The sequence below is a fragment of the Shinella sp. 838 genome (genome assembly GCF_029623935.1).
Taxonomy (GTDB): Bacteria; Pseudomonadota; Alphaproteobacteria; order Rhizobiales; family Rhizobiaceae; genus Shinella.
In genome coordinates this window covers 737005-759084 of the sequence record NZ_JARSBQ010000002.1, presented here as the reverse complement: position 1 = coordinate 759084, position 22080 = coordinate 737005, and the positions used below count along the sequence as shown (strand labels likewise).

General features: G+C 64.8%; 26 protein-coding genes and 2 tRNA genes. 13 read left to right on the top strand and 15 right to left on the bottom strand.

All coding sequences use genetic code 11. The features are described from left to right. Positions 1–247 precede the first annotated feature (247 nt). Positions 248–3106 carry an Rne/Rng family ribonuclease gene (locus tag P9A16_RS11380; protein WP_278025691.1) on the top strand — a complete coding sequence of 953 codons (2859 nt, stop codon included), beginning with the start codon at positions 248–250 and terminating at the stop codon, positions 3104–3106. Positions 3107–3238: 132 nt separating this feature from the next. Continuing rightward, positions 3239–4003, top strand: a complete 765-nt coding sequence (locus tag P9A16_RS11375; protein WP_023514055.1) for an SDR family oxidoreductase — start codon at positions 3239–3241, stop codon at positions 4001–4003. Positions 4004–4085: 82 nt separating this feature from the next. On the opposite strand, the gene P9A16_RS11370 is transcribed toward P9A16_RS11375, so the two are convergent. Further along, complete coding sequence (locus P9A16_RS11370; RefSeq protein WP_023514054.1) at positions 4086–5237, bottom strand: pyridoxal phosphate-dependent aminotransferase; 1152 nt, start codon at positions 5235–5237, stop codon at positions 4086–4088. A 207-nt stretch (positions 5238–5444) separates the two neighbouring features. Here P9A16_RS11370 and P9A16_RS11365 point away from each other — a divergent pair, with 207 nt between their 5' ends. From P9A16_RS11365 to aat, 5 genes are all read left to right on the top strand, one after another. Next, positions 5445–6203, top strand: a complete 759-nt coding sequence (locus P9A16_RS11365) for a DsbA family protein (RefSeq protein WP_023514053.1) — start codon at positions 5445–5447, stop codon at positions 6201–6203. A gap of 151 nt (positions 6204–6354) precedes the next feature. Beyond that, entirely contained in the window at positions 6355–6792 is a 438-nt protein-coding gene (gene aroQ, locus P9A16_RS11360) for a type II 3-dehydroquinate dehydratase (RefSeq protein WP_023514052.1), read from the top strand. 22 nt (positions 6793–6814) lie between these two features. Beyond that, positions 6815–7285 carry an acetyl-CoA carboxylase biotin carboxyl carrier protein gene (gene accB / locus P9A16_RS11355; protein WP_023514051.1) on the top strand — a complete coding sequence of 157 codons (471 nt, stop codon included), beginning with the start codon at positions 6815–6817 and terminating at the stop codon, positions 7283–7285. Positions 7286–7295: 10 nt separating this feature from the next. After that, on the top strand, positions 7296–8642 hold the full coding sequence (gene accC / locus P9A16_RS11350) for an acetyl-CoA carboxylase biotin carboxylase subunit (RefSeq protein ID WP_023514050.1): 1347 nt from the start codon (positions 7296–7298) through the stop codon (positions 8640–8642). A gap of 12 nt (positions 8643–8654) precedes the next feature. Then, on the top strand, positions 8655–9269 hold the full coding sequence (gene aat / locus P9A16_RS11345; RefSeq protein WP_023514049.1) for a leucyl/phenylalanyl-tRNA--protein transferase: 615 nt from the start codon (positions 8655–8657) through the stop codon (positions 9267–9269). A gap of 70 nt (positions 9270–9339) precedes the next feature. On the opposite strand, the gene P9A16_RS11340 is transcribed toward aat, so the two are convergent. From P9A16_RS11340 to gatB, 4 genes are all read right to left on the bottom strand, one after another. Next, positions 9340–9795 (bottom strand): DUF2155 domain-containing protein, encoded by a 456-nt coding sequence (locus tag P9A16_RS11340; protein WP_023514048.1) that lies wholly within the window; start codon positions 9793–9795, stop codon positions 9340–9342. A 76-nt stretch (positions 9796–9871) separates the two neighbouring features. Continuing rightward, positions 9872–10270, bottom strand: a complete 399-nt coding sequence (locus P9A16_RS11335) for an NADH:ubiquinone oxidoreductase subunit NDUFA12 (RefSeq protein ID WP_023514047.1) — start codon at positions 10268–10270, stop codon at positions 9872–9874. Positions 10271–10423: 153 nt separating this feature from the next. Continuing rightward, entirely contained in the window at positions 10424–10924 is a 501-nt protein-coding gene (locus P9A16_RS11330; RefSeq protein ID WP_050743165.1) for a GNAT family N-acetyltransferase, read from the bottom strand. A 68-nt stretch (positions 10925–10992) separates the two neighbouring features. Further along, on the bottom strand, positions 10993–12495 hold the full coding sequence (gene gatB / locus P9A16_RS11325; protein WP_023514045.1) for an Asp-tRNA(Asn)/Glu-tRNA(Gln) amidotransferase subunit GatB: 1503 nt from the start codon (positions 12493–12495) through the stop codon (positions 10993–10995). 129 nt (positions 12496–12624) lie between these two features. Here gatB and P9A16_RS11320 point away from each other — a divergent pair, with 129 nt between their 5' ends. The 4 genes from P9A16_RS11320 (at position 12625) to P9A16_RS11305 (ending at position 14869) form a co-directional block, all read left to right on the top strand. Beyond that, positions 12625–12930 carry a DUF1294 domain-containing protein gene (locus P9A16_RS11320; protein ID WP_023514044.1) on the top strand — a complete coding sequence of 102 codons (306 nt, stop codon included), beginning with the start codon at positions 12625–12627 and terminating at the stop codon, positions 12928–12930. A 55-nt stretch (positions 12931–12985) separates the two neighbouring features. Then, positions 12986–13429: an Rrf2 family transcriptional regulator gene (locus P9A16_RS11315; RefSeq protein WP_037408010.1), complete on the top strand. Its 444-nt coding sequence runs from the start codon at positions 12986–12988 to the stop codon at positions 13427–13429. Positions 13430–13515: 86 nt separating this feature from the next. Then, positions 13516–14418, top strand: a complete 903-nt coding sequence (locus tag P9A16_RS11310; RefSeq protein ID WP_023514042.1) for an NAD(P)/FAD-dependent oxidoreductase — start codon at positions 13516–13518, stop codon at positions 14416–14418. Positions 14419–14611: 193 nt separating this feature from the next. Next, positions 14612–14869 carry a YjhX family toxin gene (locus P9A16_RS11305; protein ID WP_023514041.1) on the top strand — a complete coding sequence of 86 codons (258 nt, stop codon included), beginning with the start codon at positions 14612–14614 and terminating at the stop codon, positions 14867–14869. 34 nt (positions 14870–14903) lie between these two features. Here the strand turns inward: P9A16_RS11305 and P9A16_RS11300 are convergent, their stop codons facing one another. The 8 genes from P9A16_RS11300 to P9A16_RS11265 form a co-directional block, all read right to left on the bottom strand. Beyond that, complete coding sequence (locus tag P9A16_RS11300; protein WP_024270875.1) at positions 14904–15416, bottom strand: GNAT family N-acetyltransferase; 513 nt, start codon at positions 15414–15416, stop codon at positions 14904–14906. 143 nt (positions 15417–15559) lie between these two features. Next, the gene (locus P9A16_RS11295; protein WP_023514009.1) at positions 15560–16705 is read right to left on the bottom strand and encodes a slipin family protein; all 1146 of its coding nucleotides are present in this window, start codon (positions 16703–16705) and stop codon (positions 15560–15562) included. Between the two features lie 442 nt (positions 16706–17147). Then, positions 17148–17224 (bottom strand) — tRNA-Asn (locus tag P9A16_RS11290). Further along, a tRNA-OTHER gene (locus P9A16_RS11285) sits at positions 17219–17292 on the bottom strand. Before P9A16_RS11285 ends, P9A16_RS11290 begins: the two co-directional genes overlap by 6 nt. A 255-nt stretch (positions 17293–17547) precedes the next feature. Next, the gene (gene gatA / locus P9A16_RS11280) at positions 17548–19029 is read right to left on the bottom strand and encodes an Asp-tRNA(Asn)/Glu-tRNA(Gln) amidotransferase subunit GatA (RefSeq protein ID WP_023512772.1); all 1482 of its coding nucleotides are present in this window, start codon (positions 19027–19029) and stop codon (positions 17548–17550) included. 18 nt (positions 19030–19047) lie between these two features. Beyond that, the gene (locus tag P9A16_RS11275) at positions 19048–19512 is read right to left on the bottom strand and encodes a GNAT family N-acetyltransferase (protein ID WP_023512773.1); all 465 of its coding nucleotides are present in this window, start codon (positions 19510–19512) and stop codon (positions 19048–19050) included. A gap of 3 nt (positions 19513–19515) precedes the next feature. Further along, a complete protein-coding gene (gene gatC / locus P9A16_RS11270; protein WP_023512774.1) occupies positions 19516–19803 on the bottom strand; it encodes an Asp-tRNA(Asn)/Glu-tRNA(Gln) amidotransferase subunit GatC in 288 nt (95 codons plus the stop codon). A 104-nt stretch (positions 19804–19907) separates the two neighbouring features. Continuing rightward, positions 19908–20612 carry a metal-dependent hydrolase gene (locus tag P9A16_RS11265; RefSeq protein ID WP_023512775.1) on the bottom strand — a complete coding sequence of 235 codons (705 nt, stop codon included), beginning with the start codon at positions 20610–20612 and terminating at the stop codon, positions 19908–19910. A gap of 117 nt (positions 20613–20729) precedes the next feature. Here P9A16_RS11265 and P9A16_RS11260 point away from each other — a divergent pair, with 117 nt between their 5' ends. Beyond that, positions 20730–21026, top strand: a complete 297-nt coding sequence (locus P9A16_RS11260; protein WP_023512776.1) for an alkylphosphonate utilization protein — start codon at positions 20730–20732, stop codon at positions 21024–21026. A gap of 11 nt (positions 21027–21037) precedes the next feature. Further along, positions 21038–21523 carry a Holliday junction resolvase RuvX gene (gene ruvX, locus P9A16_RS11255; RefSeq protein ID WP_023512777.1) on the top strand — a complete coding sequence of 162 codons (486 nt, stop codon included), beginning with the start codon at positions 21038–21040 and terminating at the stop codon, positions 21521–21523. Here ruvX and P9A16_RS11250 read toward each other — a convergent pair. Then, complete coding sequence (locus P9A16_RS11250; RefSeq protein ID WP_023512778.1) at positions 21469–21795, bottom strand: DUF6105 family protein; 327 nt, start codon at positions 21793–21795, stop codon at positions 21469–21471. The genes ruvX and P9A16_RS11250 overlap by 55 nt on opposite strands. Continuing rightward, positions 21792–21923, bottom strand: a complete 132-nt coding sequence (locus P9A16_RS11245) for a hypothetical protein (RefSeq protein ID WP_023512779.1) — start codon at positions 21921–21923, stop codon at positions 21792–21794. The genes P9A16_RS11250 and P9A16_RS11245 overlap by 4 nt, the downstream gene beginning before the upstream one ends. Positions 21924–22080 lie beyond the last annotated feature (157 nt).

The window sequence follows — 22080 nt, the reverse complement described above, 5'->3', positions numbered from 1 at the left end:
TTTCATCGGACCGCTCAGGTCTATGGCACAGGCATTCTCGTTGGACGTTGATGTTGTCACAGCGGATACTACCAGAGGGTAACAGGCACCGGGGCGCTCGCGCACCGGCCACCCTCCGTCCGCTAACCCCGCACCGGGGCCCGACGAGAACTTACATATCCGGCGCATCCCCCTCCTCCCCCGGCACCTCCCTAGATGGGAACGGTTCGCCGCCAGGATCGCGGCTGCGCCGAGGAGCTCAATCTACATGGCAGAGAAAATGCTTATCGATGCGTCTCACTCTGAAGAGACGCGCGTCGTTGTCGTGCGCGGAAACCGCATAGAAGAATTCGACTTCGAATCCGAACACAAGAAACAGATCCGCGGCAATATCTACCTTGCCAAGGTCACACGCGTCGAACCGTCGCTCCAGGCGGCCTTCGTCGATTACGGCGGCAACCGCCACGGCTTCCTGGCCTTCGCCGAAATCCACCCGGATTACTACCAGATCCCGCTTGCCGACCGACAGGCCCTGCTGAGGGCCGAGGCCGAGGAGCACCGCCGCGACGACGACATCGAGCATGTCGAGACCGCGGGCGATCGCTCCGAAGACGCGGCAACGCCGGAAACAGCCGCCGTTGAAGAAGAAGTGCAGGCCGTTGCGCCCGTCGAGGCAGAAACCGCCGAGACTGTTGTCGAGGCCGAAGTCGTCGAAGCCGCGGCCGCCCTTGCGGAAGAGGCACCGGCCGAAAAGCCGAAGAAGCCGCGCCGCCCGCGCAAGCCCAAGGCGAAAGCCGAGGATGCACCGGCCGCCGAAGAGGCCGCCGCCCCCGCCGAGAGCAGCGACGACGAGACCCCCGGCGGCGCGATGGCCATGGCCGTCGACACCGACGAGGTTTCCGAGCCCGCCGAACGCTCGCGCGGCCGCCGTCGCCGCGATGACGATGATGACGAGGACGATCATCGCGGCGAGGAAAAGGAAGTCATCGAATCCGTCGGCGCCGAAGACGCGATGGAAGAGGTTCCGGATCGCGTCGTGCGCAAGCCGCGCAAGCAGTACCGCATCCAGGAAGTCATCAAGCGCCGCCAGATCCTGCTTGTGCAGGTCGCCAAGGAAGAGCGCGGCAACAAGGGCGCGGCGCTGACCACCTACCTGTCGCTCGCCGGCCGCTACTCCGTCCTGATGCCGAACACGGCGCGCGGCGGCGGCATTTCGCGCAAGATCACCAACCTGCAGGACCGCAAGCGCCTGAAGGAAATCGCCCGCGACCTCGAGGTTCCGCAGGGCATGGGCGTCATCCTGCGCACCGCCGGCGCAAACCGCACCCGCGTCGAGGTCAAGCGCGACTTCGAATACCTGATGCGCCTGTGGGAGAACGTCCGCACGCTGACGCTCGCCTCCACCGCGCCCTGCCTCGTCTATGAGGAAGGCTCGCTGATCAAGCGCTCGATCCGCGACCTCTACAACAAGGACATCAGCGAGATCATCGTCGCCGGCGAGGAAGGCTACCGTGAAGCCAAGGGCTTCATGAAGATGCTGATGCCGAGCCATGCCAAGGTCGTGCAACCCTATCGCGACGTGCATCCGATCTTCTCGCGCTCGGGCATCGAAGCCCAGCTCGACCGCATGCTGCAGCCGCAGGTGACGCTGAAGTCCGGCGGCTACATCATCATCAACCAGACCGAGGCGCTCGTCTCGATCGACGTCAACTCCGGCCGCTCGACGCGCGAACACTCGATCGAGGAGACCGCGCTCCAGACGAACCTGGAAGCCGCCGAGGAAGTGGCGCGCCAGCTTCGCCTGCGCGACCTTGCCGGCCTCGTCGTCATCGACTTCATCGACATGGAGGAGAAGCGCAACAACCGGTCGGTCGAAAAGCGCCTCAAGGACCACCTCAAGAACGACCGCGCGCGCATCCAGGTCGGCCGCATCTCGCATTTCGGCCTCTTGGAAATGTCGCGCCAGCGCATCCGCGCTTCGGTTCTCGAATCGACCATGCAGACCTGCCCGCATTGCAACGGCACGGGCCATATCCGCTCGCAGTCGTCGGTGGCGCTGCACGTCCTGCGCGGCATCGAGGAATACCTGCTCAAGAACACGACGCACAACATCGTCGTCCGCACGACGCCCGATATCGCGCTCTATCTGCTCAACCACAAGCGCGGCACGATCATCGATTATGAGACCCGCTTCGGCGTCCAGATCATCATCGAGGCGGATGCCCATGTCGGCGCGCAGCATTTTGCGATCGACCGCGGCGAGCCCGTCGAGAACCCGGTCAAGATCGAGCAGATACTGCATTTCGAACCCGAACCGGAAGATGACGACATCGTAGTCGAAGACGAGATCGACGAAGACGAGGAAGAAGCGCGTCCGGCCGCGGCCGCGCAGGCTTCGTCCTCGTCGGCGACATCCGATGAGAACGGCCGCAACAAGCGCAAGCGCCGCCGCCGTCGTCGTGGCCGCCGCGAAAACGGTGACGGCACGGACACCGCATCCTTCGGTGGCGAACAGGCCGGTGATGACGACGCGCTCGATGACGACGAGGCCGATGGCGACGAGGGTGCGGAAGACACCCCCCAGGCGCAGGCTGACGACACGTCCGATCGCCGCAAGCGCCGCCGCCGCGGCAAGCGCGGCGGCCGCCGCAACCGTCCCGAGGACGGCTCGCTCGAGGCTGGCGCCGAAGGCTCCGAGGACGGCGATAGCGATGCGGACGACGCCGAAGAGGCCGTCGCCGTCGAGGTAGAGGTCGCCGAAGTGATCGTCGCGGCCGAGGAAGCGCCAGTCGAAGTGGTGGCTGAAGAGCCGCCGGCCAAGCCGAAGCGCGCTCGCCGCAGCCGTGCCAAGGCCGTAGAAGAGGTCGCCACCGATGAAGCTGCCCGCAGCGAGATCGAGGCCCAGCCGGCTTCTGCCGCCGAAGAGGCAACCCCGGTCGAGCCGGAAGTCGAAGCAGCCTCTGCCGCTCTCGACGAACCGGCCAAGCCCGGGCGCGCCAACCGCGACATCTCCAAGATTGCCTCCGAGCCGGTGGTGAAGTCTTCGACGACGAAAGAAGCAGCGCCGGACGACGAACCGGAAAAGCCCAAGAAGGGCGGCTGGTGGCAGCGCCGCGGCTTCTTCTAAGAAGCCGCTAATATCCAGGAATTGAGAAAGGCCCGGCATTGTCCGGGCCTTTTTCGTGCGCGGGTTTCGGGTGGCTCCCGTCGCTCCCTTCTGCGACATCCGGGCCGCAGGAAACCAGCAAGGGAGAAATTCATGCCCCGTCTCGACAACAAGATCGCCATCGTCACCGGCGCCAGCTCCGGCATCGGCCGCGCCGCCGCGCTTCTCTTCGCCCGCCAGGGCGCACGGCTCGTGCTCTCCGCCCGCAGGCGCGAGCAGCTCGAAGAGCTTGCCGACGAGATCCGTGGAACAGGCGGCACCGCCGTCGCGGTGCCAGGCGACGTCAGCGAGGAAGCGCACCACCAGGCGCTGGTCGAGGCGGCGCGGGCCGAATTCGGCAGCCTCGACATCGCCTTCAACAATGCCGGAACAACAGGTCCGGTCGGCCCCCTCACCGCCCTTTCCCTGGCCGAATGGCAGGACGTCGTCGCCATCAACCTGACCAGCGGCTTTCTCGCCGCCAAACACCAGCTGCCGGCCATGGAAGCACGCGGCGGCGGCAGCCTCGTCTTCACCTCGACCTTCGTCGGCTACACGGCCGGCTTTCCGGGGCTCGCAGCCTATGCCGCCTCGAAATCCGGCCTCGTCGGCCTCGTGCAGGTGCTCGCCTCGGAATACGGGCCGAAAGGTATTCGCGTGAACGCGCTACTGCCGGGCGCGACGGACACGCCGATGGGGCGGGCGGTGGCAAACACGCCGGAGGCGCGCGACTTCATCGCCGGCCTCAATGCCTTCAAGCGCATCGCCGCGCCGGAGGAGATTGCCGAGGCCGCACTCTTCCTGTGCTCGGATGCCGCAAGTTTCACGACCGGGACGGCGATGCTCGTCGACGGCGGTGTGTCGATCAACCGGGTCTGATGCTCACAAGGCGATTCAGGGGCTTGCGGGATTGAATCCGGTTCTCGCCACAAGCGCCTGAAACGGTACCGCTTTCCCCATTTCAGGCGAGCCAGCGCGCGAGGCGGTCGACCGCCTCGCTCATCTCCTCGTAGGCGCCCGCATAGGAGAAGCGCATCGTATGGTGTCCGTCCTGCGGATCGAAGTCGGCACCCGGCGTCGCCGCGACGTCGGTTTCCGTGAGCATGCGGCGGGCGAAGGCCATGCTGTCATTGGTGAATCGGCTGACATCGACATAGGCGTAGAAGGCGCCGTCCATCGGCGAGGCGATGGCAAAGCCAAGTTCCGGCAGCCGCTTCACCAGGAGGTCGCGATTCGCTTTGTAGGCGTCGCGATAGACGTTGAGTTCCGCCTCCGCCCCGAGCGCAGCTTCCGCCGCGATCTGCGAAAGCTCCGGCGCGGAAATGTAGAGGCTCTGGGCGATGCGCTCGACGGGGCGCACCAGCGCCTCCGGCAGCACCATCCAGCCGATGCGCCAGCCGGTCATGCAATAGTATTTCGAGAAGGAGTTGATGATCACCGCGTCATCGCCGAACTCCAGCGCCGTCGCCTCTTCGCCGACGAAGGTGAGGCCGTGGTAGATCTCGTCGGAGATGAAGGCCATGCCGTTGTCCCGGCAATAGGCGGAGAGCGCCGCAAGATTGGCGCGACCGGTCACGGTGCCCGTCGGGTTGGCGGGGCTGGCGAGCAGCACACCGTCGATGCGGCCATGGGCAGCGGCGGCGGCCTCCAGCGCTGCCGGGGTCAGCGTGAAGCCGTTTTCCGCATTCACCTCGATTTCCACCGTCTCGATGCCGAGCGCCGCAAGGATATTGCGGTAGGCCGGATAGCCGGGACGCGCGATGGCAACGCGGTCGCCGGCATCGAACAGCGCAAGAAAAGCGAGGTTGAAGCCGGCCGAAGAGCCTGTCGTGATGGCGATCCGGCCCGGATCGACGGAGACGCCGTGATGGCGCTTGTAGAAATCGGATATGGCGCGGCGCAGCGAAAGGAGGCCGAGCGCATCCGTATAGCCGATGCGGCCGATCTCGAGCGCCCGGCGGGCGGCGTCTCGCGCCGCTTGCGGTGCGGGATGCACGGGCTGGCCGACGGCCATGGAAATCACCGGCCGGCCGGCCGCACGACGCTTCGTCGCCTCGGCCAGCACATCCATGGCGTGAAAGGGTTCGACGGCGCCGCGGCGGGAGAGTTTCATGGGACTGCCTTCCGGTTCTTCGGGTCGCGTCTTCCTGCCGCAAGATGCCCGTCTTCACAATCCCGCGAGGGCCGAAAATCCGCCGCTTTTACCCTATCGTTTGCGCCTGCCCGACCATAAGGTCGTTGAAAGCGCCACGACCCGCATTGACGTTGAGGGGCCGCCAATGGCACTTCTCCGGCGCATCACGACGAGGACAGCAAAGACATGACATTCAAGACGAAGCTCGCGGCCACGGTAGCACTTGCCCTTTCGGTCGCAGCCCCCCTGCCCGCCCTTGCCCTCGATGATGCGCAGAAGAAGGAAATCGGCGAATTCATCAAGGAATACCTCGTCGAGAACCCGGAAATCCTTATCGAGGTGCAGGAGGCCCTGCAGAAGAAGCAGGAAGAGCAGCAGCAGGCGAAAGCCCAGTCCGCCATCACCGACAACGAAAAGGCGATCTTCTCCTCGCCCTACGACATCGCACTCGGCAATCCGAAGGGCGACGTCACGATCGTCGAATTCTTCGACTACAACTGTGGTTACTGCAAGCGCGCGCTCTCCGACATGGATGCGCTGCTGAAGGAAGACAAGAACATCCGCTTCGTTTTGAAGGAACTGCCGATCCTCGGCCCCGATTCGCTCGCCGCCCACAAGGTGAGCGCAGCCGTGCGGGATCTTGCCCCTGAAAAGTACGGCGAGTTCCACCGCGCGCTGCTCGGCAACGAGGGCCGCGCGACGGAAGAAAGCGCGATCGCCCTTGCCGCGACGATGGGCCTTGCCGAGGCTGACGTCCGCAAGACGATGGCCGACAAGCCGCATGACGAGGCGGTGCGCGAAGCCTATTCGCTGGCCAACGAACTCGGCATCACCGGCACGCCGTCCTACGTGCTCGGCCAGGAGATGATCTTCGGCGCGGTGGGCGCGGACGACCTTCGCGAAAAGATCGCCAATGTCAGGGCGTGCGGCAAGGCGACCTGCTAAAACCGCCATCTTCCTGCCACGCTGGCCGTGTTCAGCCGTTGCTGCTTGTGGACATCGCCCCATTCGACCGGCAAAGCCCCTGCCCTTGGGGCTTTCCCTGTGGAAACCGCCGGTCTATAGGTAATTGTCTTTCCAGCATGCGGAATTGTGAATGGCTTCCACCCTTTTCGTGCTCAACGGTCCCAACCTGAATGCCCTCGGCAAACGTGAACCCGGCATCTATGGCGGGCACACGCTTGCGGATATCGAGGCGCTCTGCAAGGCGGAGGGTGAGAAGCTGGGCTTTGCGGTCGATTTCCGCCAGTCCAACCATGAAGGCGATCTGGTCGACTGGATCCACGAAGGCGGCGATGCCGCCGCTGGCATCGCCATCAATGCCGGTGCCTATACCCACACCTCGATCGCCCTGCACGACGCCATTCGCGCCATCAAGGTGCCGGTGGTCGAACTGCACCTTTCCAATGTGCATGCCCGCGAAGAATTCCGCCATACGTCGATGATCGCGCCCGCCGTCAAGGGCGTCATCTGCGGTTTCGGCGCGCACAGCTACATCCTCGCGCTTCACGCGCTTTCGTCCATCACGAAATAAGAAAAACAAGAGGCTCATTTCCATGGCTGACAAGAAACACGGCATCGATCAGACGCTCATCCGCGATCTCGCCAACATCCTCAACGAGACGGACCTCACCGAGATCGAAGTGGAGCAGGACGACCTGCGCATCCGCGTCTCGCGCGCCGGCACGCCGCAATATGTCCAGGCACCGATCGCCGCACCGGCTGCCGCCTATGCCGCACCGGCCGTCGCAGCTACGGCTGGCGCAGCCCCCGTTGCCGACGCCCGCAACAACAAGAACGCCGTCACGGCGCCGATGGTCGGTACGGCCTATCTGTCGCCTGCTCCGGGCGCCCGTGCCTTTATCGAGGTTGGCGCCACGGTCAAGGAAGGCCAGACCATCCTCATCATCGAAGCCATGAAGACGATGAACCAGATCCCGGCGCCGCGCTCCGGCAAGGTCACCGAAATCCTCGTCTCGGATGCAAGCCCGGTCGAATACGGCGAACCGCTTGTCATCATCGAATAAGGCGGCCCCCATGATCTCCAAAGTCCTCATTGCCAACCGTGGCGAAATCGCCCTTCGCGTCCTTCGGGCGTGCAAGGAGCTCGGCATCGCCACGGTCGCCGTGCATTCGACGGCGGATGCCGATGCCATGCATGTGCGCCTAGCCGACGAGAGCGTGTGCATCGGCCCGCCCCCGTCGCGCGAGAGCTATCTGAACATCCACCAGATCGTCGCCGCCTGCGAGATCACCGGCGCCGACGCCGTGCATCCCGGCTACGGCTTCCTGTCTGAAAACGCCAAGTTCGCGGAAATCCTCGATGCGCACGGCATCACCTTCATCGGCCCGACGGCGGAGCACATCCGCATCATGGGCGACAAGATCACCGCCAAGCAGACGGCGCAGGAACTCGGCATCCCCGTCGTTCCTGGCTCCGACGGTGAGGTGAAGCCGGAAAACGCGCTCGAAGTCGCCCGCCAGATCGGCTTTCCCGTGCTCATCAAGGCGACCGCCGGTGGCGGTGGCCGCGGCATGAAGGTGGCCAAGACCGAGGCCGATCTTGAAGAAGCCGTCTCGACGGCCCGCTCCGAGGCGCTCGCCGCCTTCGGCAACGACGCCGTCTACATGGAAAAGTATCTCGGCAAGCCGCGCCATATCGAAATCCAGGTCGTCGGCGACGGCATGGGCAATGCCGTGCATCTCGGCGAGCGCGACTGCTCGTTGCAGCGCCGCCACCAGAAGGTCTGGGAAGAGGCCAACTCTCCGGCCCTCAACGTCGAGCAGCGCATGAAGATCGGCCAGGTCTGCGCCGACGCCATGAAGAAGCTGAAATACCGCGGCGCCGGCACGGTCGAGTTCCTCTACGAGAACGGCGAGTTCTATTTCATCGAGATGAACACCCGCCTTCAGGTGGAGCACCCGATCACCGAAGCGATCACCGGCATCGACCTCGTACACGAGCAGATCCGCGTCGCCTCCGGCGCCGGCCTTTCGGTGAGCCAGGAAGACATCGTCTTCTCCGGCCATGCCATCGAGTGCCGCATCAATGCCGAGGATCCGCGCACCTTCGTTCCCTCGCCGGGTACGATCACGCATTTCCACGCGCCGGGCGGCCTTGGCGTGCGCGTCGATTCGGGCGCCTATCAGGGCTACCGCATCCCGCCCTACTACGACAGCCTGATTGGCAAGCTCATCGTGCACGGCCGCACTCGCGTCGAATGCATGATGCGCCTGCGGCGCGTTCTGGACGAGTTCGTCATCGACGGCATCAAGACGACGCTGCCGCTCTTCCAGGACCTGATCGCCAATCAGGACATCGCCAACGGCGATTACGACATCCACTGGCTGGAGAATTATCTGGCCGGCAAAACCGACGCCTGAGGGGCGTCGGTCATGGCAGGGCGACGCAGCCGGCACCCGGAAATCACCCCGGACCTGCTTCTGCGCGCCTATTCCATCGGGCTTTTCCCGATGGCTGATTCGGCCGACGACCCGGAACTCTTCTGGGTCGAGCCGGATATGCGGGGCGTCATCCCGCTCGATACGTTCCACGTCTCGCGCAGCCTCGCCAAGACGATCCGCAAAAAGCCCTTCGACATCCGTTTCGACACCGCCTTCGACGCGGTGCTTGCCGCCTGCGCCGAGGCCGCGCCCGATCGGCCCTCCACGTGGATCAACACGAAGATCAAGTCGCTCTACGGCACGCTACACCGCATGGGCCATGCCCATTCCGTGGAAGCATGGGAGGGGGAAAAACTCGTCGGCGGCCTCTACGGCGTCTCGCTCGGCGCGGCCTTCTTCGGCGAGAGCATGTTTTCGCGGCGCACGGACGCCTCGAAGATCTGTTTGGTGCATCTGGTGGAGCGGTTGAAGAAAAACGGTTTCCGCCTGCTCGACACGCAGTTCACCACCGAGCACCTGAAGACTTTCGGCGCGATCGATGTGCCGAAGATCGAATACGAGGACATGCTGGCCAACGCGCTGGCGTCGCCGCATTTGCCGTTTTGACGGAGAAGATGTGGCGCGGGGCTTGGCCCGGGGATCCACGAGGGCAGGCAAAACGTCCCTGGAGAGCGATTTACTGGGTCTTCGCCTTCGCGTCTTCCGGCGGCGGCACGTCAGACTTCGCCTTGCACTCGGTCAGCCACACGTCGTAGACGGCGTGTTCGACGGCGTTGAGACCGGGGCTGTCGGCAAACATCCAGCCGGTGAAGATGCGACGGATCTTGCGGTCGAGAGTGATCTCGTCGACCTCGACGAAGGACGTCACCTTCTGTGCCTCGGTGTCGTCGCGGCTGTAGCAGACCTTCGGTGTCACCTGGAGCGCGCCGAACTGCACGGTCTCGCCGATATAGACGTCGAAATTGGTGATGCGGCCAGTGATCTTGTCGATGCCGGAGAAGACGGCGACCGGGTTCTCGACGCGGGCGGCTTCAGCAGCCACAGGCAACAGCGCCGCGCCTGCGGCGGCCACGGCAAGCGCGGCGACAAGAAGCCGCCGTCCGGCGTTTGCCGAGAAAAACCCTGATGTCATGAATGCCGTCTCCTGCGAACCGCTCCGGCGTTCGCCGGTCGCTTGGAGCTAGCGGCGAAATGTGGCCAAATCGGTATCAGTTGCCCGGCGTCCAGGCGTCGTAGTCGCCCGTCACGCGCGGACGTTCGCCGGCGGCGGCAAGCGAGCCCGGCGGACGATAGGCCTGGGCGGTGCCGGTCGGGTTCTGGCGGTGCGGCTTTTCCCAGTCGCGGGCCTGATACTTTTCATCGGCCGGGGAAACATCGGTGCGATGGTGCATCCAGCCGTGCCAGCCCGGCGGGATGGCGGAGGCTTCGGCATAACCGTTGTAGATCACCCAGCGGCGCGTGCGCCCTTCGGAATCCTTCGCGCCGCCCTGGTAGTAGACATTGCCGAGTTCGTCCTGGCCGACCCGGGTGCCGAAGCGCCAGGTGTGAAAACGGGTGCCGATCGTCTGACCGTTCCACCAGGTAAAAATCTGCTTGAGAAGGTTCATGGGCTGGCGTCCTTGGCAGGGCCGTGCCGGAAGCGCGGCCCGAGACTGTTGGGCCGCCCGCAGAAAGCGGGCGATCTTTCTTCCGCTTATGGCGCGGCAGCGCTGGAATGTCCAGCGATTCCCGCCCCTTCGCCCACGGCTTTTCGCCGCGGATCAGCCGCCGAGCGGCTTCTCATAGACATCCAGCGGCACACCGGAGATGTTGTCGGCGGTGTGCTGCGCCTCGCCGACCTTGGCAAAGCCGTGCGCGTAGTAGAAGGCGACCGCCGCATCGTTGCGCGGGTCGACCTCCAGCAGCATCGTCGTGGCATCCGGGAAGCAGGTTTCGAGTTCCGCGAACATGTCGCGGCCGATGCCCTGGCGCTGATAGCGCGGCAGCACGTAGAGCTGGTGCAGAAACGCCACCTTCGGCCGATCCTTCGCCATGGCGACATAGCCCATGCCGGCAAGCTCCTTGCCGTTGTCGGCGACGACGAACTCGCTGTCCTTGCGCTCCAGCCGGGCCTTCAGCGCCGGCACGGAATGCCAGCGCGCGGTGATCTCGCGCACCTTGTCCGCGCCGTAGAGCGCGTCATAGGTGGCGTGCCACGTCTCGGCCAGAAGCGCGCTGACCTTCGCCAGGTCGCGTTCGGAGGCCGTGCGGACGAAGAACATGGGAAGTTCCTTTGTTTTGAAGCAGTTCCAGACGGAAAACCGCTTCACACTTTTCCTGGAATTGCTTCCTAGTCCTCGATGCCCAGCTTGGCCTTGACGAGGGCCTGCACGGCCTGCGGGTTGGCCTTGCCGCCGGTCGCCTTCATCACCTGGCCGACGAACCAGCCAGCAAGCGTCGGCTTGGCGAGAACCTTGGCGACCTGATCGGGGTTGGCCGCGATGATTTCATCGACGGCCTTCTCGATGGCGCCGGTGTCCGTTACCTGCTTCATGCCGCGGGATTCGACGATATCGGCCGGGTTGCCGCCTTCGGTCCAGACGATTTCAAAGAGGTCCTTGGCGATCTTGCCGGAGATGGTGCCGTCCTTGATGAGATCGATGATGCCGCCGAGCTGGGCGGGCGAAACCGGAGTCTCTTCAATGGCTTTGCCGTCCTTGTTCAAGGCACCGAGCAAGTCGTTGATGACCCAGTTGGCGGCCGTCTTGCCGTCGCGGCCGGCAGCCACGGCCTCGTAATAGTCGGCAATCGCCTTCTCCGAGACGAGCACCGAGGCGTCGTAGACCGAAAGGCCGAGATCCTTGACGAAGCGGATCTTCTTGTCGTCGGGCAGTTCCGGCAGGTCGGCGAGCAGCTTGCCGACGAATTCGTTGTCGAACTCCAGCGGCAGCAGGTCCGGGTCGGGGAAGTAGCGGTAGTCGTGCGCGTCTTCCTTCGAGCGCATGGAGCGCGTCTCGCCCTTGCCCGGATCGAAGAGGCGGGTTTCCTGGTCGATCGAACCGCCATCCTCCAGAATGCCGATCTGGCGGCGGGCTTCGTATTCGATCGCCTGGCCGATGAAGCGGATGGAGTTGACGTTCTTGATCTCGCAGCGCGTGCCGAAACCTTCGCCGGGGCGGCGCACGGAGACGTTGACGTCGGCGCGCATGGAGCCCTCGTCCATGTTGCCGTCGCAGGTGCCGAGATAGCGCACGATGGAGCGCAGCTTCGTCATATAGGCCTTGGCCTCGTCCGACGAGCGCATGTCCGGCTTGGAGACGATCTCCATCAGCGCGACGCCCGAACGGTTGAGGTCGACATAGGACATGGTCGGATGCTGGTCGTGCATCGACTTGCCGGCGTCCTGCTCCAGGTGCAGGCGCTCGATGCCGATCTCGATGTCTTCAAAATTGCCCTGGCGGTCGGGGCCGAGCGAGATGACGATCTTGCCCTCGCCGACGATCGGGTCCTTGAACTGCGAGATCTGGTAGCCCTGCGGCAGGTCCGGATAGAAGTAGTTCTTGCGGTCGAAGATCGAGCGGTGGTTGATCTGCGCCTTGAGGCCGAGGCCGGTGCGCACAGCCTGCCGGACGCATTCCTCGTTGATCACAGGCAGCATGCCGGGCATGGCCGCATCGACGAGCGAGACGTTGGCATTCGGCGCCTTGCCGAATTCGGTGGAGGCGCCGGAGAACAGTTTCGAATTCGAAAGGACCTGCGCGTGCACCTCCATGCCGATGATGACTTCCCAATCGCCGGTGGCGCCGGGGATGAAGCGTTTCGGATCGGGGGTACGGACGTCGACGAGGGTCATTTTCGGCTCTTGCTGTGGTGTCTTCGGTGCTGTCTCGGTAGAACATATGGGCAGGCGGTGCAAGGTTTTCAGCGCATGAGGCCGACCCTCGTTAGCCAAGCCGCAAGGATGATCGACTAAACTGATGCCATGGGTACGACGACAACGCTTCTCATCATCTTCCTTCTCCTCAACGTCGTGACGTTCTGCCTCTACTGGTGGGACAAGGAAGCCGCGCGTGACGGCCATTGGCGCGTTTCCGAAGCGCGGCTGCTGCAGTTCGCCCTCTTCGGCGGCAGCCTCGGCGCCGTCGCCGCGCAACAGCTGCTGCGGCACAAGACGCGCAAGGAGCCCTTTCGCACGCAGCTGATGGCGATCCTGATTCTGCACGCGGCGCTCGTGCCGGCGGCGCTGATTTTCGGCCCTGCCCTCGTCCGCACACTGCGCGCCGGCTGACACCTGCATCGCCGGCATGTTGACAGACGGCAAGATTCGTAACTATTATTGTTACATGAAAAGAAACAGCCGTCTTTCCGCCGTGCTCCACGCACTCATGCACATGGCCGAACGCGAGGCGCCGATGACCTCGGACGACCTTGCACTCTGCCTCGACACCAATGCCGTCGTCGTCCGGCGCACCATGGCAGGCCTTCGCGACGCCGGCATCGTGCGATCCGGCCGCGGCCATGGCGGCGGCTGGCAATTTACCCGGCCGCTTGCGGACATATCGCTGCTCGAAATCTACAACGCGCTCGGCGAGCCGATCGTCTTCCAGATCGGCCCGGCGACGGAAATGCCGGGCTGCGTGATCGAGCAATCCGTCAACCGGGTGATCGGTGACGCGCTGAAGGACGCCGAGGCGATCCTGATGGCGCGCTTTGCCGGCACGACGCTTGCCGACCTGGCCGCCGATTACCGGGTGGCGGCGAAACGCCGTCGGACCGATACCGGCTAAACGGGAACGCCTTCCCGATACTCCGCATCGAACGACCGATACCCATCGGGCGAACGATGCCGCGCGCTCCACAGAAAGGATGAACCATGACCGAAGATGCCATCATCGTCGGCGGGGGCTTTGCCGGCCTTTCCGCCGCCCTGCAGCTTGCCCGCGCCCGGCGCCGCATCACCATTCTCGACACCGGCGAGCCGCGCAACCGCTTCGCCGCCCATTCGCACGGCTTCCTCGCCCAGGACGGCCGGCCGGGCCGCGACATCCTTGCCGATGCCCGCCGACAGCTGGCCGCCTACGCGACGGTCACCTTCCGTGACGTGCCGGCCGAACGGCTGGACGGGGAGAAGGACGCCTTCTCCGTCGTCACCGGCGACGGCGGGCGGATTGCGGCGCGCCGCGTGCTGCTTGCCACCGGCTTCGAGGACCAGTTGCCCGATATCCCGGGCCTTGCCGAGCGCTGGGGCAAGACGGTGCTGCATTGCCCCTATTGCCATGGCTACGAGGTGGGCGGTGGACCGGTCGGCGTGCTGGCGCGCACGGCCGAGGCGGCGCGCTTTGCGGCGGTGGTCGCCGACTGGGGCAATGTCACGCTCTTTACCAACATGGCGCCAGAGCCGGACGACGCGGCCCTTGCCGTGCTCGCCGAGCGCAATGTGAAGCTCCGGCCGGGCCGCGTCACCGCCATCGCCGACGGGCCGGATGGCCTCTTGTCCGTCGAGACCGGTCCGGGCATCCCGACCCTCGTGAAGGCGCTCTTCGTGATGCCGGAGGCGCGGGTGCGCAGCACCATCCCGGCCGGGCGCGGCCTGACGCTGAAGGAAACGCCGATCGGCAGCATCCTCCACACAGACGACACGGGCCAGACGTCCCTGCCCGGCCTCTATGCAGCCGGCGACATCGCGCTCGGGGCAGCCAACATCTCGCTCGCCTCGGCCAACGGCGTGAAGACCGCCGTCTTCCTGCACCATTCCCTGATCTGGCCGATGCATTGACCTTTGCGGATGCCCCGGCTATTCCGGGGCATCCGCAAATGGAGTTTTGATGTCTAACTCGTCTGAGACCTGCTGAAGACCCTGCCCGCGACAGCTTGCGCGCAGGGTCTGGAAAAACGATGAGCCCTGCCACCTCGTAGGTGGCGGAACGTTTTTTCGCGTTCATTCGAACGCCGGACGGATTCTCAAGACAATGGACATTTCGCGCGCCGAACAGCGCATTCTCCATCTGCTCGCCCAGGGCGGCAGGATCGACATCGAAAAAGACGACAACCGGAAGATCATGACGGTCGCCTGCATCACGCGGGACGGCTGGCGAGCGAGCGGCCTCGACATCGACCTCTTCCGGAAACTGAAGCGCCGGCGGTGCATCGCCTCCTCCGGCGGCAGGCCCTACCGCATCACGCACCGCGGCCTGGAGCTGGTGCGGGCCCAGCTGGACAACCAGTGAACCGGCGGGAGGCGCGGCGAAAGCCCGCCTCCCCTCAGAACCCGCCAGGCCCGTAGCCGGGCGGCTCGTCCGCAACGAGCTGCCGGCGCAGGCCGACCGACTCGACATCGCGATCGAGGCGTTCGGAATAGTCGATAGACAGCCAGTTCACGCTATAGCCGTGCTTCTGGAAGAAGCCGACGGCGGCCGTGTTGCGGGCATGCGTCTGCAACCGCGCCGCCTCGAAACCCGCTGCGACGATCTCCGCTTCCATGGCGGAGAGCAAGGCGGAGCCGAGCCCCTTCTTCTGCTGTGGCGGGTCGATCCAGAGGTCGCTGATCTCGTCGTCCAGCGCCTCGCGCGCCGCCCATCCGGCCGTCCGGCCCTCGGTTTCAGCGACGCTCACCCGCAACCAGTGGCGGGCAAGGAACTGCTGGAAGGCGTTGCGGGCATAGTCGCGCCGCACCTGCAGGTCGGCGACGCCGACGACGGCCTGTTCCCAGGCCCGAACGCCGATGTCGACGAGAGCGGGAACATCGTCCTCACGGGCATTGCGAACGGTGATCATGCGGGCGGCCCTTTCCGACACCATGAAAGCATTGCCGGAAAGGCTTGGCGAGGGAGACGAAGGACTATCCACGGAGATGATGGAGAGAGGGAAGCGAATACCCGCCGAAACGGAACCGCCCGGCCTTCCGGCCGGGCGATCCCCTACTTGTCGCGAAGCTGGACGAGGTCGTTCATCAGGCCCGCCGTTCCGTTGTGGATCGTCAGGCGCTCGACCTTGCCGGCGATGGCCTCCAGCGCTTCCAGCTCCTTCAGCCGCAGCATGACCGGGTTCTCCGCCATCACCTTCGCCGTGTTGAGGAGCGAACGGGTGGCGTTCGTCTCCTCGCGGCGGCGAATGACATTGGCCTCGGCCTGCTTTTCAGCGGCGACAACCTGGTTGAGGATGTCGCGCATCTCGCCCGGCAGGATCACGTCCTTGAGCTCGATGGCCGAGACCTCGACCCCGATCGCCGCCATGTCGGTGCGAACCTTCTCGGCCGCCTCCGCATGGACCGTCCCCTTGCGCTCAAGGATCTGGTCGAGCGTCAGCGTGCCGAGCGTCTGGCGGAAGGCGAACTGCAGCGCCCGGTAGAGGGCATCCGCAAAATCCTTGACCTCCGAGACGGCCTTCAGCGGTTCGACGACGCGGTATTCGGCAGCGATGTTCACCCGGATCGTGACCTTGTCGCGGGTGAGCAGCTCCTGACCGGTGACGTCGAGCGACTGGCGCTTGAGATCGACCACGCGCACCTGGATCGTCCGGCCGACGTTCCAGAAGGCGTGGACGCCCGGCTCCAGCATGCGCTGGTGCGTCCCGTCGATGACAAGCAGGCCGACCTGCCCGTCATTGACCAGGAAGGCCGTGACGAGTTCCAGGCGACGCGCCCGCGTCAACCGGCGCATCAGCTCCGGATCGACATCGAGCCCGCCGGCCAGGTCGACACGCGTCTCCGTCCACGGACCTGCCGCGTTCCAGACCACAAGCTTCTGGTTCGGTGCAAGAACGGCGTGAAGCTCACCGTCACGTTCGACGACAGCCACCTCGCGGGTATTCGTACGAAAGACCGTCAGCTCGCGCTGCGCGACCGCCGGGAGCCCATCGAACAACGGCTTCTCGTAGGCCGAGACGAAGGTCGGCCGGTTCACGTCGTGACGTTCCAGCTCCAGCATGCCACGACGGTTCGGCAGGCTGTGTTCACCCGCGCCGAATATGCCGAGGACTTCTCCCCTGTAGAGGGCGAGCACCCGTTCGTTTGCCTTCACGAGGACGCGTGTGCGCCCCAGGATCGTATCGAGAAATATCGTCATCGTTCTGCTCCTTCGGTCATACGCTACGTCATGAACCGATCGTCCTTTCGTCGTTGGCTTCTGTTGGCATCGGCGGCGGGATGGTGCGGACCACAAACACGGTTCCGGTCCCGTTTCCCTTGCCAGTTCCCGATGAGCCCCTTTTCGCCCGGGGAACCTGTGGGCGGGGTATGTTTCAACAGGCATGATCCGGGAACCGGCTGACGGCCATCGGCGGCGGGTTTTCGGGAGAGGGCCGCGCGGCCTTCAAGCGGGCTTGGATGCCGCGGCACCCTTGCCGGCCGGAAGGCGGCTTGACCGTCACCGCGAACCGGACCGCGAATGTCCGGCGTCGGGTTTTCCACAAATGCGCCCTTCGGCCCACTTGCGGTCTACCGTCTGCAGTCCGGTCCCCGGACCGGAGGTAAGACAGCTTGGAAGGCTGTCGCTGATTTTGAGTCAGCGCTTTGGAGAAGGATTCGAACCTTCCACAGTCAGAGTAACAATCTGATGCTCTACCACTGAGCTATCCAATGGAGCAGACAACGGGAATCGAACCCGCGACCTCCGGAGGAACATCCGGTGCTCTACCGCTGAGCTAGGTCCGCAATACCAGTCTTCTCGGTGCGGCATCCGTACACGACGACGGCAGGGCCGCCTCGCGCGGGAGGAGCGGAAAACTCCATCCGTTGACATCCGCACCGGCTGAACGACCGGGACGGCGCGTTTATTCTCGACTTCGGAAGGGATCAAGCAAAAAAGACGCGGACACGCCTGTCGTAACGGCAGGTGTTGCCGTTACGACACGATCTGGCGATTGAAACCGTACGCCCGCAGTGCAGGCAGAAGGGGCTGAAGGCCCCTTACCACCACCTGGCCGGCGTGAAGCGGCCGGCGGCCTTTTCGATGACATGCGCCGTCTTGAACAGGACCTCCTCCTCGAAGGGCTTGCCAATGAGCTGGAGGCTGAGGGGCAGGCCCTTGTGGTCGAGACCGGCGGGCACGGAAAGGCCCGGCAGGCCGGCCATGTTCACCGTGACGGTAAAAATGTCCTGCAGGTACATCTTGACCGGGTCGGATGCGAGGTCCTCGTCGGCGATGCCGAAGGCGGAGGACGGCGTCGCCGGGGTCAGGATCGCGTCGACACCGGCGTTGAAGGCGAGCTCGAAGTCGCGCTTGATCAGCGTGCGAACCTTCTGCGCCTGGAGGTAGTAGGCGTCGTAATACCCGGCCGACAGCACGTAGGTGCCGATCATGATGCGGCGCTTGACCTCCTGGCCGAAACCGGCAGCGCGCGTCTTCTCGTACATGTCGACGATGTCCTTGCCGTCGACGCGCAGGCCGTAGCGCACGCCGTCATAGCGGGCGAGGTTCGACGAGGCTTCGGCGGGCGCGACGATGTAATAGGCCGGCAGCGCGTACTTGGTGTGCGGCAGGGAAATGTCGACGATCTCGGCACCGGCCTCCTTCAGCCAGGCGATGCCCTGCTGCCAGAGCGCCTCGATCTCCTCCGGCATGCCCTCGACGCGGTATTCGCGCGGTATGCCGATACGCATGCCCTTCAGCGACTGGCCGAGCGCGGCTTCGTAGTCCGGCACCGGCAGATCGACGGAGGTGGTATCCTTGGCGTCGACGCTTGCCATGGACTTCAAGAGGATCGCCGCATCGCGCACGTCGCGGGCGATCGGGCCGGCCTGGTCGAGCGAGGAGGCGAAGGCGACGATGCCCCAGCGCGAGCAGCGGCCATAGGTCGGCTTGATGCCGACGGTGCCGGTGAAGGCGGCGGGCTGACGGATCGAGCCGCCGGTGTCCGTCGCCGTCGCACCGGCGCACAGGAACGCGGCGACGGCCGCGGCCGAACCACCGGACGAACCGCCCGGGACGAGATCGGCGTTGGAGCCGTTCGCGCGCCACGGGTTCTTGACCACGCCGTAATAGGAACTCTCGTTGGAGGAGCCCATCGCGAACTCGTCCATGTTCAGCTTGCCGAGCATGACGGCGCCATCGGCCCAGAGGTTCCGGGTGACCGTCGATTCGTATTCCGGCCTGAAGCCGTCGAGGATGTGGCTGCAGGCCTGGGTATGCACGCCCTCGGTCGCAAACAGGTCCTTGATGCCGAGCGGGATGCCCTCAAGCGCACCTGCCTTGCCGGCGGTGATGCGGCCATCGGAGGCCTTCGCCATATCGCGCGCCTTTTCCGGCGTCACGGCGACATAGGCGTTGATGACAGGGTTCGCCGCCTCGATCGCGCCGAGATAGGCGTCCGTCAGCTCGACGGCGGTGATCTCCTTGGCGCCGAGCTTTTCGCGGGCTTCGGCAATGGTCAGGCGGGTCAGATCGGTCATGGGTGCGGTCACTTCGGGTCAGGCAGCACGAAGCTGCTTTTGATAGAATATGGAATAGGGTGAATCCGGATAGTCGAGCACGGGGCCGCAGCGGGTGAACCCGGCCTTCTCGTAGATCGCCCAGGCGGCCGGGTGCTGGTCGCCTGTTTCGAGCACGAGCGTTTCCAGCTTCTCCCGTTCGGCGGCAGCCTGGATCTCGCCAAGGATGCGCCGGCCGATGCCCTGCCCCTGCCAGTCCGGCCGGGTGAACATGCGCTTCACCTCGCCCACCGCCGCGGAATGGCGCTTCAGCGCACCGCAGCCGACGACGGTTCCCTCGTCACGGGCGATCCAAACCGTCACGGCCGGCTCGGCCATCTGCTCGACGGTCAGGTGGTAGCAGGCCTCCGGCGGCGAGAGCGCGAGCAGCACGGTGTTCAGCTCGGCGACCAGCGCGCGAACCTCATCGCTAAGCGGGCTCTCGATGGCGAGGGTGACGGCCAAGGATTACTCCACCACCTTCGGAACCTGGAAGAAATTACGGTCGGTGGCCGGCGCATTGGCAACGATGGCATCCGCCTTGTTGCCGTCATTGACGACATCCTCGCGCTTCTTCATCTCCATCGGCGTGACGGAGGTCATCGGCTCGACGCCGTCGACATTGACTTCGGACAGCTGCTCGACAAAGCCGAGGATGCCGTTCAGCTCGCCGGTCATGCGGTTTGCCTCTTCCTCGCTGACGGCGATGCGGGCAAGGCGCGCGACGCGCTTCACGATGGCTAGATCTACGGACATGGGTGGTCTCCGCTCAGAAATTTCTACCCGCTATACTGACCAAGCCCAAGGGGCGCAACGGGGGAATGGTCCGTTCCACGCCCCCTCGCCCCTTTTCCGCTCCCTCAGCGCGAGACCGCGCTGCCGACGCCCGGCACCTCGATCTTCGCGGACGCGCCGTCCATCGCCTTGACGAAGAGGTCGGCCGTCGGCGCGATGATGCCGAAGGAGCCGTAGTGGCAGGGGATGACCGTATCGAACTTGAAGAAGCGCTGGCAGGCGAGCGCCGCCACGGCACCGCCCATGGTGAAGCGGTCGCCGATCGGCACGAGGCCGATTTCCGGCTGGTGCAACTCGTGGATGAGCGCCATGTCGGAGAAGATGTCGGTATCGCCCATGTGATAGAGCGCCGGCTCGTCTTCGAAATGCAGCACAAGGCCATTGGCGTTGCCGAGCGAATGGGAGACACCGTCCTCGGTGATCTGCGCGGAGGAATGCAGCGCATTGACGAAGGTGGTGGAGAAACCGTCGAAATGCACGGTGCCGCCGGTGTTGCCCATATCGACCTTCTCCACGCCCTTGGCGCCGAGCCAGGCGGCAAGGTCCGCGTTGGCGAGCACGGTCGCGCCGGTCTCCTTCGCGATCTGGATCGTATCGCCGACATGGTCGCCGTGGCCGTGGGTCAGCAGGACATGGGTGAGGCCCGCCACCGCGTCCTTGCGGGTGGCCTCGTCGAACGCGGGATTACCGGTGAAGAACGGGTCGATCAGGATTCTGGCTTTCGCCGTTTCGATCCGGAAGGCGGAGTGGCCGAGCCAGGTGATTTTCATGCTTGTTCTCCCGTTGGGGTCCTTGGCGCAATATAGAACCGGCGAAGGCCGTTTCCATCCATCGCCGGATCGTTATAAGCGTGGCTTTCGAGATGGAGCAACATGCAAGGAGCCGTCATGAGCGACGACGACTATATCTATGACGAAGCAACCGGCGAATGGCGGCCGGCATCCGAAATCGCCGCGGAAAAGGCCGCCCGGAGCCAGGTGCGGGACGCCAGCGGCACCGTGCTTGCGGATGGCGATTCGGTCGTGCTCATCAAGGACCTGAAGGTGAAGGGTGCCGGCCAGACCCTGAAGCAGGGTACGGTGATCCGGTCCATCCGCCTCACCGACAATCCGGACGAGATCGACTGCCGGCACGAGACGATCAAGGGTCTGGTCCTGCGCACGGAATTCGTGCGCAAGCGCTGAGAGGTTACCCCATGGCAACGCTGACACTGGAAGACCTGGCCGAAACCCTCGCCCCCGGCCAGCCGATCGCCGGCCTCGACCTCGGCACCAAGACCATCGGACTTTCGGTGTCCGATCTCGGCCGTCGGCTGGCGACGCCGCGGCCGGTGCTGAAGCGTGTGAAGTTCACCCAGGATGCCGAGCTGCTGCTCGCCTTCGCGGCGAAGGAGAAGGTCGTCGCCTTCGTCATCGGCCTGCCCATGAACATGGACGGCAGTGCCGGGCCGCGCGTCCAGGCGACGCGCGCCTTCGTGCGCTCCATGGCCGACAAGACGGACATCCCCTTCGTCTTCTGGGACGAACGGCTATCGACGGTGGCGGCGGAGCGCACGCTGATCGAGATGGACGTGTCGCGCAAGAAGCGCGCCGAACGCATCGATTCGGCGGCCGCCTCCTTCATTCTTCAGGGGGCGCTCGACAGGCTTTCGTCCCTGGCAAGGGCGTCGGACGCGGACTGACGGCGCGCCTGCCACCAGGCAAAAATCCTCTTGCGGCGCCGGAAGGCGATGAGGCCCAGCACCAGGAAGCTGTCCACGACGATGGCGCGCAGCACCAGTGGCGGCAGGTCTTCCGGCGGAATGCCGAGGATATGGCCGTAGATCTGGAACACCAGGTCATGCGCATCGCGCGTCAGCATGAAGATGCCGAAGCTCATGTCGTAGTAGGAAAGCCCGTACCAGCTGCCGAGCAGCGCGATCGGGCCGGCCCAGAGGATCAGGAACCACTTCATGCCACCCTCCTCTTCGGCGCGAGAAGATCGCCGGTTGCAAAGACGATCTCGCTGACCGCCACGCCCGTGGCGATGACGAGGAGCGGGACGACGATATCCACCGCCGCAAAACAAAACAGGGTCGTCATGACCGAAATCCGGGCCGTTCTGGCCATAGGCTGCACTCGCTCGCATGGTTAACACCAGGTAAACGGAACCTTCGCCCGTTAACCCTGTGCGCGCAACGTAAACCCTCCATTAAGGTTAATTTCCACATGGGCCGCACGCCTTGCGCAGGCTTGCAAG